Here is a 12907-nt window from a genome sequence, read left to right on the forward strand (position 1 = left end):
ACCATACGAAAACTTATACTTGGAAAAACACCGAAAAACCACTTCTAATTCTGGTTTTCAGACCTTATACACTATTCTATTTGGACAAAGCTATTGATTTGAAAAATCTTTCAAAAACAATTCTATGATTTTTTTACATGAAAACCATTTTCTTTTATAATTTTTTTTTAAAAGTGAGCTTATGGAGCTTATATTTTTTGATTTATGAAAAAATCTTCTTTAACATTTTTAACACTTAAACTCTCTTTGATTTAAAAAACAGCAAGCTTTCAATATACTTCTTAAAATTAAGCTGAAGATTTTATCCGATTGACCAATTATTTTTTTGTAGATAGAAAAAAACAAGCAAATTACTTTTAAATAATTCTGAATCCAGTCAAAAGGATTATCATCCGTTTAAACAAAAAAAGCCGCTCCTTTCGGGGCGGCTTTCCTTTTTAATGAGTTGATTTATCGAATAAACAACATCTCACGGTACTTGATCAATGGCCAAAGCTCATCATCCACCAAAAGCTCAAGCTTATCGACGGAGTAACGGATCTTATCGAAGAAGGCTTCTTTGACTTCTTTTTGATATCCTTTAGCACGCTTGATAATATCCTCTTCTTTGTTGAGTTTTTTACGGGCTTCGATCATCGCTGTGACTCCTGATTTCACTGCCTCGATATGTCGGGAGACATCCTTGATCGTCTCGATTGCTGCAGAATGATCCAAACCTAAACCTTTCAAGCCATTGGCATTCTCTATTAATTTATTTTGGTAAGAGATGGCTGTAGGGATGATATGATTGAGTGCCAAATCCCCCATCACTCGACTTTCTATCTGAACTTTTTTGATAAAGTCTTCCAGCATGATCTCGTGACGTGCTGTCACTTCCAGCGGGTTCATGACCTTATGTCTCTCAAATAGAGCCTGAATATCTTTTCTCTCATACACATCCAATGCCTCTGGTGTGGCTTTTAGGTTGGAAAGACCACGCTTAGCAGCTTCCTTCTCCCATTCTTCAGAATACCCATCTCCCTCGAAGCGAATCTTCTTAGAATCTTTGATGTATTTTCTCAAGACATTGACGATGGCAATTTTCTTCTCTTTACCCCCGTTCATTTCCTTTTCAATGTCCTTGGCTAGTTGCTTTAAAGTCTCTGCCACAATCACATTCAAGGCGGTCATTGGACCTGCGACATTGGCATGTGAACCTACGGCGCGGAACTCAAATTTATTTCCGGTGAATGCAAAAGGAGAAGTACGGTTTCTATCGGTGTTATCCAAGATGATTTCAGGAATCTTAGAGATACCTAATTTCATATACATGTTATCTCCCTTCTCGATTTTGATGTTGCCGTTTTTCTCCAGCTCATCCAAAACCTCCGTAAGTGTGGCACCCAAGAATACGGAAATAATAGCAGGAGGCGCTTCATTGGCACCAAGTCTGAAATCATTACCTGCTGAAGCAATACTTGCTCTTAGTAAATCGGCATTGTCGTAAACAGACTTAACTGTGGCGACCAAGAAAGTCAGGAATTGTAAGTTTTCACGAGCAGAGTTGCTCGGCTGAAACAAGTTGACTCCCGTATCAGTAATCAATGACCAGTTGTTATGCTTTCCTGATCCATTCACTCCTGCAAAGGGCTTCTCGTGGAAAAGCACCTTGAGATCATGTTTCTCAGCCACCTTATCCATCACATCCATTAAGAGCTGATTGTGATCGGTGGCTTTATTGATTTCTTCGAAAACCGGTGCTACTTCAAACTGACCCGGAGCCACTTCATTGTGACGTGTAGAAACCGGAATACCCAATTTGAGGGCTTCAATTTCAAACTCCATCATGAAGTTTTTCACTCGGGTAGGGATAGACCCAAAATAGTGATCCTCCAATTGCTGACCTCTAGCTGGATTATGTCCAAAAACAGAACGACCTGCCATCACCAAGTCTGGTCGGGCAGCAAAAAGTGCCTTATCAATCACAAAATACTCCTGCTCCACTCCTAATGAAGCATTCACCTTGCGGACATTTCGGTCAAACAACTGACAGATTGGAAGCGCTGCATCATTGATGGCTTCCATCGATTTCAAAAGTGGAGTTTTGTAATCCAGTGCTTCTCCCGTGTAGGAAACAAATATAGTGGGAATACAGAGCGTCTTTTCAAAAACAAATATCGGTGAAGAAGGATCCCAAGCGGTGTAGCCTCTCGCCTCAAAAGTGGAGCGAATTCCACCATTTGGGAAAGAAGATGCATCAGGCTCTTGCTGAACTAATGCAGAACCTTTGAATTTTTCCAAACCAGCATGTGCATCAAAAAAGGAATCATGCTTCTCCGCTGTAGATCCAGTCAAAGGCTGAAACCAGTGTGTATAATGGGTTACTCCTTTAGACAAGGCCCAAGTCTTCACTGCTGAAGCAACTTCTTCGGCGGTTGATGGATCTATTTTGGTTCCTTTGTCAATCGCTTCCATCACCTTCTTAAATACCGAAGGAGCCAATGAATGCTTCATCTGATCTACACCGAACACATTGGTTCCGAAGAAATCTGAAATTTTTGGAGATGGAGGAGTGACCTGCACTCGCTGTCTTCCCTGTACCATGGACAGGGCCATTTGTCTTAGTGTTGCCATTTTCTACAATATGTGGTTTGATAATACCCCTGCAAAAATAAAAAAATACTTGTCTTATTTAGCATTTGATTGATTTTTAAGCCTGTTTTCTAAAAAATTTACACTTTTTTCAAAAAAATACGCTCAATTTCCACCCAAACCATGAAAATAGAGAGACTTTATACCTGAAAATTAGAAAAATTGAAAAGAATCGGAGAATGCTTACCTTTGCCTGCTCAAAATCAGGAGGGAATTTGTGAAAAAAGTAGCCTTTTATACACTGGGATGTAAGCTGAATTTCTCTGAAACGTCCACTATCAGCCGGCAATTTGAAGAACGGGGCTTTCAGAAAGTGGATTTTCAGGAAAATCCCGACATTTTTATCATCAATACCTGCTCGGTGACCGAGAATGCAGATAAAAAGTGTAAAAAGATCGTCAAAGAGGCTAAAAAGATCTCCCCCAATTCCTATGTGGCTATTATCGGCTGCTATGCACAGCTTAAGCCTGTAGAAATCTCAGAAATCAAAGGAGTGGATGCTGTACTCGGCGCTGCAGAAAAATTTAGACTTCATGAGTTGCTCGGTGACTTTGCCAAAGAGCAAGAAGCCAAGGTGCTCGCAAGCGAAATCACCGAAGCCAAGTCGTTCAATAATGCCTATTCAATCAATGATCGCACCCGTACTTTTCTGAAGGTTCAGGATGGCTGCAATTATGGTTGTGCCTTCTGCACCATCCCTCTGGCTAGAGGAAAAAGCCGGAGTAATACCATCGCTTCCGTATTGGATTCTGCGAGAGAAATCGCCCTAACCGATGTCAAAGAGGTCGTACTAACAGGTGTCAATATCGGTGATTTTGGAATAGTGGATGGGAAGCGAAATGAACGCTTTGCCGATTTGGTGTTTGCCCTTGATGAAGTAGAAGGTATTGATAGATTTCGTATTTCTTCCATCGAACCCAATCTCCTGACTAATGAAATCATTGCTTTTGCAGCTACATCCAAGCGCTTTGTACCTCATTTTCATGTGCCGCTGCAGTCCGGGTCTAATACCATCCTGAGAAAGATGGGGCGCCGCTACCTACGCGAACTTTACGAAGACCGAGTCAGCAAAATCAAAACCCTGATGCCTCAAGCTTGCATCGGCGTAGATGTGATCGTGGGATTTCCCGGAGAGACGGATGAGTTGTTTTTAGAAACGTATAATTTCCTCAACGAACTGGATATCTCCTATCTGCATGTATTCACCTATTCGGAGCGTGCGAATACCCGTGCCGTAGAAATGGAAGGAGTAGTTCCTATGAAAAAACGTAACGAGCGATCTAAAATGCTCAGGATTTTATCAGAGAAAAAACGCCGCAAGTTTTATGAGGAAAATCTAGGCAAAACCTTTACCGTACTTTTTGAAGAGGATGTGGTAGATGGAAAAATGCATGGCTTCACCGAAAACTACATTCGCGTAGCCGCCAAATACGACCCTATGCTAATTAACGAAACCAAATTGGTAACCTTGGACCGAATCAATGAAGCTGGAAATGTGGAAGTACTGGAGCCGGAGATGGTTTTTGAAAGGCATGAATTTTAGGACCAATTTGCCGGATTTCCAGCAGTGGGGAATATACCTAAAACTGCAACTCTCCTTTCTTCTATGACAAAATGAATGGAAACTGGAAATTTGGTCAAGAAAGCGAATCTAAACTTCTTATAATGAACCTGGTATGAATGTGGAAAATTTTTAACTTGATTTATCTTGCTATAAAAATCCTCTAAAAATTTATCTCCAAGCCCCAGCATTTTACCATCATACCACTCAAAAATCTCCCTCAGGTCAATTTCAGCCTCAGGCTTAAGTAAAACCTGATGGTTCATTTAACTTACTTTTTAAAACTCGCTTTTACTTCATCCAATGATTTTCCTTCGTTTGGATTTTTTATATGACGCTCATATCGAATTTCTAGTTTTTTCAATTGCTCCCTGGGAAGATCGCTAAGCTGATCTTTGGGTAACAAAATCGAATAAACGAGTTTCAAGAGCTCCTCATCAGCACCATCTATCAATTGGTGCAATTCTTTTTGAATTACTGCCTTATCCATACACAAATAAAACTACAAATATTCTCTTAAATTCCAGCATAATATTTTTTTCATAAAATACTTAGATTGCTTCGAACTCGATTCGAAAGTCAAGTCTCCTACTTTCCACCAAGAGTTGGCAGTACCAGTTGCTAGTGGTTCAAAATAGCCTCGTCTTCTCTCGGTTTCCATTCGTCTTGTTTTATTGCGGGGAGAGGAAAATACGGAAATGGACTATACTACGTTGGAAGCACCTCTAATTTAAAGAAGCGAATAGAACAGCACCAACTAGGCGAAGGCGCAAATTTTACACGTAAGAACCTTCCAGTAAGACTAGTCTATTTTAAACTTTTGACCGAAATGATGATGCCTTCAATAGAAAAAAACAAGTTCAAAAATGGTCAAGGGCTAAAAAAGAAGCTTTGATAAATAGAGATTTTAAAACTTTAAAAGAACTCAGTCAGGGTAAAACCTAGTTTTACTCACCTCGACTTCGCTCGGTGACCACTGCAGATTTAATCAATTGGGGAGGGGAAAGAAAGCGGCTTCGTCACTTTCTTTCCCCTCCCCAAACTCTTAAACAAAATCATGGTGGCCGAGCGAAGCCGAGGCCTAATCGTTTTACTTCAAACTTTTTCCTAATTATTAAAATAGGCGAAACTTTTTAACTCATACTTTCAATCCTGTTATTTTTTCCTAATTTCATCTCAATCAAATTTTGACTTTTTGTGAGCAAAAACACCTTAGCATTAATCAGTGATGAGCCTTGGCTGCAAGATTTTGCCCCTGCCATCCAAAAACGTTTTGAAGACTATCAAGCTACACTCCATCAGATCAATGAATCCATGGGGAGTATCTTGGAGTTTGCTAATTTTCATGATTATTATGGAGTGCATTTCGAACCGGTACGAAAGGGTTGGATCTATCGAGAGTGGGCTCCTGCCGCCCGGCAACTCTTTTTGATGGGGGATTTCAACTGGTGGGACAGGGAATCTCACTCCATGCGACAAAATCACCGGGGTGATTGGGAGATTTTCTTGCCCTATGAACAATACAAAGACACCTTTACCCATCAAAGCCGAATCAAAGTTCGTGTCGTCGATGCCCAAGGCCGTGACCTAGACCGGATCCCGGCCTATATCCGCAGGGTAGTGCAAGACGAAGAAACCCACGACTTCACCGGGCAACTTTGGTTTCCGCAGGAAAAATTCAACTGGTCTGATGAGAATTTTTCCTTAGAAAAAGTCGCCCAAATGCCCCTGATTTATGAATGCCATGTGGGTATGGCACAGGAAAAACAGGGAGTAGGGACCTACAAGGAGTTTGAAGAGCTCATTCTTCCGAGAATCAAAAAGGGGGGCTACAATGCCATTCAGCTTATGGCGGTCATGGAGCATCCTTACTACGGCTCCTTCGGCTACCATGTCTCTAATTTCTTTGCTCCATCTTCTCGATTTGGCACTCCCGAGGAACTCAAATCCCTGATCAATACCGCCCACCAAATGGGAATCGCAGTGATCATGGACATCGTACATTCCCATGCGGTCAAAAACGTAAATGAAGGCCTCAACGAATTTGACGGCACGGATCATCAATATTTCCATCCCGGAGATCGGGGCTATCACGAAGGCTGGGACTCTAAACTTTTCGATTATGGTAAATGGGAAGTACAGCAGTTTCTCCTATCCAATATCCGCTATTGGCTGGAGGAGTTTCATTTTGACGGCTTTCGGTTTGACGGTGCTACCTCCATGCTCTATCATCATCACGGTAATGTCTCCTTCGATTCGGTCGATAAATACTTTGACGAAGGCGTAGATGATGCAGCCCTTCGCTACTTTCAACTGGCCAATACACTTATTCATCAGCTCAAGCCCCATGCGATCTCCATCGCAGAGGAAGTCAGCGGCATGCCGGGACTCAGCCGAAAAATCGAAGACGGAGGCATTGGTTTTGATTATCGCTTGGCTATGGGGATTCCCGACTTTTGGATCAAAACACTCAAGCATAAAACCGACGAACAGTGGGATCTTTTTGAGCTTTGGCATGAACTGAGCAACCGACCCCAAAAAGAGCGCTCTATCGCTTATGCTGAGAGTCATGATCAGGCACTGGTAGGAGACAAATCCTTGGCCTTTTGGCTGATGGACAAGGAAATGTACACCTCGATGTCTGTGCTGGAGCAAAACTTGGTGGTGGATCGCGGTATCGCACTACACAAAATGATCCGGATGATCACCATTTCTCTCGGAGGGGAAGGTTATCTAAACTTTATAGGAAATGAATTTGGCCATCCCGAATGGGTGGATTTTCCTCGCGAGGGGAATAACTGGAGCTATCAGTATGCAAGGAGGCAATGGTCGCTTGTCGATGCCGAGCATCTGCGCTACAGCCAACTCAATGCCTGGGATCAGGCGATGATCGCACTGATCAGCAAGCATCAAACCTTGCAAGCTCCACATGGTGAACAACTCTACCTAGAACCGGATAAGAAGATTCTAGCTTACGAGCGTGGCGGGTTGGTTTTTGTGTACTCCTTCCATCCTACCGAATCCTATTTTGGTTTTCCGATTCGAATGCCAGAGGCTGGCACCTATCAGCTAAACCTACATTCCGATCAACCCGAATTCGGGGGATTTAAGCGCTTGGATGCTAGCGTAAAATACCAAACCGACGAGAATCAGGAAGCCGCGCTTTATATCCCTAACCGAGTGGTGATGGTGATGGAGAAAATTAATTAAAGCTAAGAAAGGTGCATTCATCCCCCGTATTTGGTGGGTTGAATGGAAAAAAGGTACGTTAAAAAGTAAGTTACCAGCGAGTTAAAAAACCACATATGAAGAAAATTATTTCCCTTTTGCTATTAGTGGCAATTACATCCTGCACTCAAGGTCAGGAAGTCATTTTTAAGTCAAGGTTTTTACCTGAAAAAGAGTATTTTGCATCAAGCTCGACTGATTCAAAAAACATCCTGAATGTATCAGGTCCCGAAGAAAGAATATTGAAAATGAAGGAAAATGGGTTTGTTTTCCCTATTGAAAGCATTACTCAAACTCAAATTCAAACCGAAATGAAAAACGGGGAGAAACAAGATGATGAAAGCTTTTTATATACAATGCTTTATAAGTCCATAAATACAACAACTATACAAAATGGAAAAAAAGAAGAAAAAGAAAACCCAATGACAGGGTTGGTTGTGGAAGGAAAATACAAACCAGGTGGTCAAGTTGAAGTTTTGAATATAATAAGTGATAAAGTAAATGATGCTACAAAAAACATAATTAAATCCTCTCTAGAAACAGTCACGCAAAGTATTCCTTTTCCAGAAGAGCCAATGAAAATTGGCGACTCATTCAATCAGGTTATACCTATGACAATTCCTGTGGCAGATTTAGCAAGCGTTAATGTAATAATTTCGACTACTTATACTTTAGAAGAAATAAATAATGATTTTGCTTATTTTAACCTATATCAGGAAATTAAACTAAATATGGATCAAGAATCAGCAGAAATTACAGCAGACGGAAAAGGAACTGGAAAAGCCATTTATAATACCAAGTTCAACTTTGTGAAAGATTACGGTACTGATTTAGAAATGAAAATATCAGTCGGAGTAGAAGATTTGATTTTTACAAATGAATTGGTCACAAAAACAAGTCAAAAGGTAGAAATAAAATAAAACCCGCTGGTAACAGCACCTAAGAAAACATGGGGCGCCATGCCGTAAAAGAAAGGTTTGTTCCTCGAACTAACTATTATTCTAACAGACAAGTAATCGCTACGAAATGCCCCACGTTTCTTAGCCGCGGACCGTTACAGGCAAGCGTAGGACGACCGACAAATAGACAATTAACAACAAGATAAGATGGCAAATACACTTCTGACAAGAATAAGCAAACTTGAACAATATGATACGGTAAATAAAACCGTGCTTTGGGAAGATGCAACTGACAGCAGATGGAATAATGTTTACGGACAATTAATAATTAACGATAACGCCATTTTTATAGGTGTAGACAAATTGCTAATTGGAAAAGTTACAAAAATCAATGCAGGCCAAAGCATTTTATGTTCTAATATTCAAGAGGTCATTTGTTCAAACGACCAATTTTTACAACTTCACGAAATTTACCCCGAACTTATCTCGAGAGTAAAAGCCAACTTTCAACCATTTATTCATCCCCAACAAGTCAAAATTCAGCAACTAATAAATGATGCAAATGCAAAACGCTTTGTTAGCTACTATATTCTTTCAAGCGACAATAAATATGACGAGCTAAAATCAACTTTTAATGTAAATGACAGAATAGTTGTTGTAAATCCAAGCAACAAACTTGAAAACGTAAAATTGCATTCCTCTGCTGGTTTAACACCCTTCCCAGTTTCATCAAGTGTTACTATTAGCGTTCAGGGGCTAACCCTAAATGAAATCCTAGAAAAAAATAAAGCCATAAAAAGAAAAAGTGCTAAATCAAACAATGTCACAAGGATTCAGAACATTACAAAATCAATTAATGACACTGGTTTTTATAAATTTAATACCTTTTTTTCTTATTATGATGGCTTATTTAATAAAAGAGTGTATGGAGATGGTGCAACACCAAAGGATTCTATACTCAAAATTAATTTGAAAGCAGATGAAACTGTTTACAAAGTTTCAATGAGCGGTAAAGATATTGGTGAAAATGCTTTCAACTACTTTAATGATAAAAATCTTATCATAGTTCATAGCAATACAAAAGCCAAGGGAACTTCTTATCAAACACAAGGTGAAACCTTTTCAAAACAAATGAAAATTGGAGATTATTTCTATTTGTGCAGAGGAAATAGCAACCTTGAAGTTATTGGAAAAATAACAAGTGATGCAGAAGAGTGCGAATACGAAGATTTTGGTCAAGAAGGTTGGCTACAACGTTCTTATGAAATAACTGCAGATGCAGAAAATGAAAGTTCATATCAAGACGAAAAGAAATGGTGGACACCAAATGACAATTCTACTTGCATTGCAATTCCAAAACACGAAATAGATAATGCAAATAATAAAATATTCATTCCCTTTTTCAACTCTCAATTTGATTATGAAAAAGAACTTTCGACAGATACTAAAGAAAACAAATCAAATAATTCTATGTCATCAACTCTAAATCAAATTCTATTTGGTCCTCCAGGAACAGGGAAAACTTACAACACAATAAATAAATCTGTTGCTATAGCTAATCCTGATTTTGATTTAAATCAGGCTAGAACAGAAATCAAAAAGGAATTTGATAGACTTATGAAAGAGGGACTTATTGTATTTACCACCTTTCATCAAAGTATGAGTTATGAAGATTTTATTGAAGGAATAAAACCAATAGAACCTAAGATTGAAGGGCAACCAGTAATATATAAAGTCATTCCCGGTATTTTAAAAGAAATTTGCGAGCGAATTAAAAATACTGAGAAGCTTACGGCCAATAGCTTACCTACAGCAAATTCGATTTCAAATTTTGATGAATTATATTCTGCGTTTATTAAAAGACTAAAAGAAATTATTTCGGAGCTTGAAGAAAATGAAACTCATACTTTTGAATCGAGACGTTCAAGAGTAAAATTAATCAAGATTGAAGATGATAATAGTATTTTAACTACTGGTGAAACAGCTAATTCAACCGAAACTGTTACAAAAGATAAGTTAGAAAGGATTTACAAAAAATTTAGTAGCCCTGATGAAATTACAAACCTAGTAAAACAACTAAGAGAAGTTGGAACGGACATTGGTTGGACAACAAACTATTTTGCAGTCTTTAAGGCTTTAAAGGAGTTTGAAACTTCAATTAAAACAAACAAAAACAACGATATTAAAACAAAAAAGAAACAGAATTTTGTTTTAATAATTGATGAAATAAATAGAGGGAACGTTTCACAGATTTTTGGTGAATTAATTACCCTAGTAGAAGAAGATAAACGATTGGGGGCTGATGAAGCCTTAGAAGTTACATTGCCTTATAGCAAAGAAAAGTTTGGCGTTCCGCCAAATCTTTTCATAATAGGCACAATGAACACTGCTGACAGAAGCGTTGAAGCCTTAGATGCTGCATTAAGAAGACGGTTTAGCTTTGAAGAAATGCCACCAAAACCAATATTGATTGCAAATGAAGGGAAACTAAAAGCAGCCAGCGGTTTTTTAGACAATATTGAATTACCTCTTTTGTTAAATACAATCAACAAGAGAATTGAAAAACTACTTGACAAAGACCATCAAATCGGCCATAGTTATTTTATGTCTGTAAAAAATTTTACAGACCTAAAATCTGCTTTTCAAAACAAGATAATTCCATTATTACAAGAATATTTCTTTGGTGATTATGGCAAAATAGGTCTAGTAATTGGAAAGGAATTCTTTCAAACTATCGAAAAAGATGATGAGAATATATTTGCCGACTTTGAAGATTATGATGCTTCAAGCTTTGCAGAAAGAACAATCTATAAAGTAAAAGACATTGATAATATGTCACAGGATTCATTTTATAAAGCCATCAATTCTTTAATGAAAAAGTGATTTCAACAAGTAAACATATTACCGTATTTGAGCATCAAGCCATTAAGTTGAATCAAGAAATTGATGGAGTTCTTTTTGATGAGACAAGGCTAAAAGCATTGCAATCATATTATGGCGAAAATGGAGTTCCATATTATAGCCTTATCCACAATGGAGTTCGTTTCAATGAGTATGTTGGTGTAATTCAAGTTGGCGAAACAATAATTGAAGTGTTACCAAAAGCTGACAACTCATTAAAAGGTTCAAATGAAAAAAAAAGATGGCGTGATATCTTAATAGATATGCTTTTTGCAGTTGGAATATTTGACATCCACTCTCCCAGTAATAGTTCATTGAAATTAAAATCAAACTCTATATTAGACCTATACTTTGAGTTGTTTATAAAAGAAGTGGAGTATCTTTTACACAACGGTCTTGTAAAACAATATCGTAAAAAGGAGGGTAACGTAACTGCGTTGAAAGGAAATATCCTGTTTGGGAAGCATATACAACAAAACATTACACATCAAGAAAGATTTTATTCCCGTTATTCCACATATGATGTCGAACATAATTTACACTCAATACTTTTTAAAACAATAAAACTACTGAAACAAATAAATACAAATGTAGAGCTACACAGTCGAATCGGAGCATTATTATTACATTTTCCAGAAATGCCTGAAATCAAAGTAAGTGAATCCACATTTGAGAAATTAGTCTTTAATAGAAAGACACAATCCTATAAAAAGGCGATTGATATTTCTAAATTATTACTTCTCAAATATCATCCAGATGTAAGTAAAGGACGAAATAATGTTTTGGCATTAATGTTTGATATGAATAAGCTTTGGGAGCAATTCGTTTTTATTAGTATTCGCAGACACAAAGAAAAACAGATAACAATAACAGCCCAAACATCTAAATATTTTTGGAAACCTGAAAGTGGTTATCGTTCAAAAATTAGACCTGACATTGTTGTAAATAAAGACAAAGCTGATTGTGTTGTCCTCGATACTAAATGGAAAAATTTAAACGGATATAATCCATCTCCAGACGACTTGAGGCAGATGTATGTCTATCACGAATACTACAACGCTAAACGAGTTGCGTTAATTTACCCTGGGACAAATACTTCAAAATCATCAGGGATATATTTAGACCCTATAACGAGTAAAGAAATTGACAAAGAGTGCAGTGTTATTTCTCTAAGTGTTGAGCCGAAAATTAGAGAATGGCAAAAAAACATATACGAAACCTTTAATAATTGGCTAACATTTGGTAACGATAATGTACAGAAAAACAAGAACGCCAGCCTGTAATCGTGTAGACGGCCCCGCCAGATTCCTCTGACGGGGAGCGCCTCACACTATTTATCCCGAGAATCGGGACCACCGTATCCCGATTCTCGGGACAGGCAGTACGGGTCTCCCCGAATCAAGTTCGGGGCAGGCTGTATACGGCGGTTCACTGGATTGTAGGTTGCGTTTTGAGGTAATAGGAAAACATCGATTCATACCCTTTTCTTCTTAGGCGGGACAGAGTAATAGTAGTGATGAGAATCGGGCTCTGAGCTACCGCCCATCCTCCTTTCCTACCTCCCCTACATGCCGGCTCCTCGCTAAAAATATCCACCGGATATTTTCTTTACGCTCAGCCCTTCCATGCAAAGGCATGATCAACGCCTAATCTGATAAGGTTTTTACGTTTCCGCTCAGGTTTCTTC

Annotated in this window: 9 protein-coding genes; 6 read left to right on the forward strand and 3 right to left on the reverse strand. The window is 38.5% G+C overall.

Annotated features, from left to right (window positions below; genetic code table 11):
• Positions 1-450: 450 nt before the first annotated feature.
• Positions 451-2613 carry a glutamine synthetase III family protein gene (locus tag BLQ57_RS05525; protein WP_087938240.1) on the reverse strand — a complete coding sequence of 721 codons (2163 nt, stop codon included), beginning with the start codon at positions 2611-2613 and terminating at the stop codon, positions 451-453.
• Between the two features lie 235 nt (positions 2614-2848).
• On the opposite strand from BLQ57_RS05525, the gene mtaB reads away from it, so the two are divergent.
• Positions 2849-4174, forward strand: a complete 1326-nt coding sequence (gene mtaB / locus BLQ57_RS05530; protein WP_087938239.1) for a tRNA (N(6)-L-threonylcarbamoyladenosine(37)-C(2))-methylthiotransferase MtaB — start codon at positions 2849-2851, stop codon at positions 4172-4174.
• On the opposite strand, the gene BLQ57_RS05535 is transcribed toward mtaB, so the two are convergent.
• A complete protein-coding gene (locus BLQ57_RS05535; RefSeq protein WP_087938238.1) occupies positions 4171-4458 on the reverse strand; it encodes a type II toxin-antitoxin system RelE/ParE family toxin in 288 nt (95 codons plus the stop codon). The genes mtaB and BLQ57_RS05535 overlap by 4 nt on opposite strands.
• Before the next feature lie 5 nt (positions 4459-4463).
• The gene (locus BLQ57_RS05540; RefSeq protein ID WP_087938237.1) at positions 4464-4682 is read right to left on the reverse strand and encodes a hypothetical protein; all 219 of its coding nucleotides are present in this window, start codon (positions 4680-4682) and stop codon (positions 4464-4466) included.
• Positions 4683-4934: 252 nt separating this feature from the next.
• Here BLQ57_RS05540 and BLQ57_RS21445 point away from each other — a divergent pair, with 252 nt between their 5' ends.
• The 5 genes from BLQ57_RS21445 (at position 4935) to BLQ57_RS05565 (ending at position 12503) form a co-directional block, all read left to right on the forward strand.
• Entirely contained in the window at positions 4935-5087 is a 153-nt protein-coding gene (locus BLQ57_RS21445; RefSeq protein WP_240507750.1) for a GIY-YIG nuclease family protein, read from the forward strand.
• Between the two features lie 302 nt (positions 5088-5389).
• A complete protein-coding gene (locus BLQ57_RS05550; RefSeq protein WP_087938236.1) occupies positions 5390-7402 on the forward strand; it encodes an alpha-amylase family glycosyl hydrolase in 2013 nt (670 codons plus the stop codon).
• A 95-nt stretch (positions 7403-7497) separates the two neighbouring features.
• Positions 7498-8340, forward strand: a complete 843-nt coding sequence (locus BLQ57_RS05555) for a hypothetical protein (protein WP_139162667.1) — start codon at positions 7498-7500, stop codon at positions 8338-8340.
• Between the two features lie 186 nt (positions 8341-8526).
• Positions 8527-11202, forward strand: coding sequence for an McrB family protein (locus tag BLQ57_RS21450; protein WP_087938234.1), 2676 nt, complete (start codon positions 8527-8529; stop codon positions 11200-11202).
• The gene (locus BLQ57_RS05565; protein ID WP_087938233.1) at positions 11199-12503 is read left to right on the forward strand and encodes an McrC family protein; all 1305 of its coding nucleotides are present in this window, start codon (positions 11199-11201) and stop codon (positions 12501-12503) included. The genes BLQ57_RS21450 and BLQ57_RS05565 overlap by 4 nt, the downstream gene beginning before the upstream one ends.
• The last annotated feature ends 404 nt before the right edge of the window (positions 12504-12907 follow it).

The sequence above is a fragment of the Algoriphagus faecimaris genome (assembly GCF_900101705.1).
GTDB classification, from domain to species: domain Bacteria; phylum Bacteroidota; class Bacteroidia; order Cytophagales; family Cyclobacteriaceae; genus Algoriphagus; species Algoriphagus faecimaris.

Bases quoted from the DNA above. Each gene is read 5' to 3' on its own strand.
- BLQ57_RS05525 (WP_087938240.1), bottom strand. From the start codon at position 2,613: ATGGCAACACTAAGACAAATGGCCCTGTCCATGGTACAGGGAAGACAG.
- BLQ57_RS05535 (WP_087938238.1), bottom strand. From the start codon at position 4,458: ATGAACCATCAGGTTTTACTTAAGCCTGAGGCTGAAATTGACCTGAGG.
- BLQ57_RS05540 (WP_087938237.1), bottom strand. From the start codon at position 4,682: ATGGATAAGGCAGTAATTCAAAAAGAATTGCACCAATTGATAGATGGT.
- BLQ57_RS05555 (WP_139162667.1), top strand. From the start codon at position 7,498: ATGAAGAAAATTATTTCCCTTTTGCTATTAGTGGCAATTACATCCTGC.
- BLQ57_RS21450 (WP_087938234.1), top strand. From the start codon at position 8,527: ATGGCAAATACACTTCTGACAAGAATAAGCAAACTTGAACAATATGAT.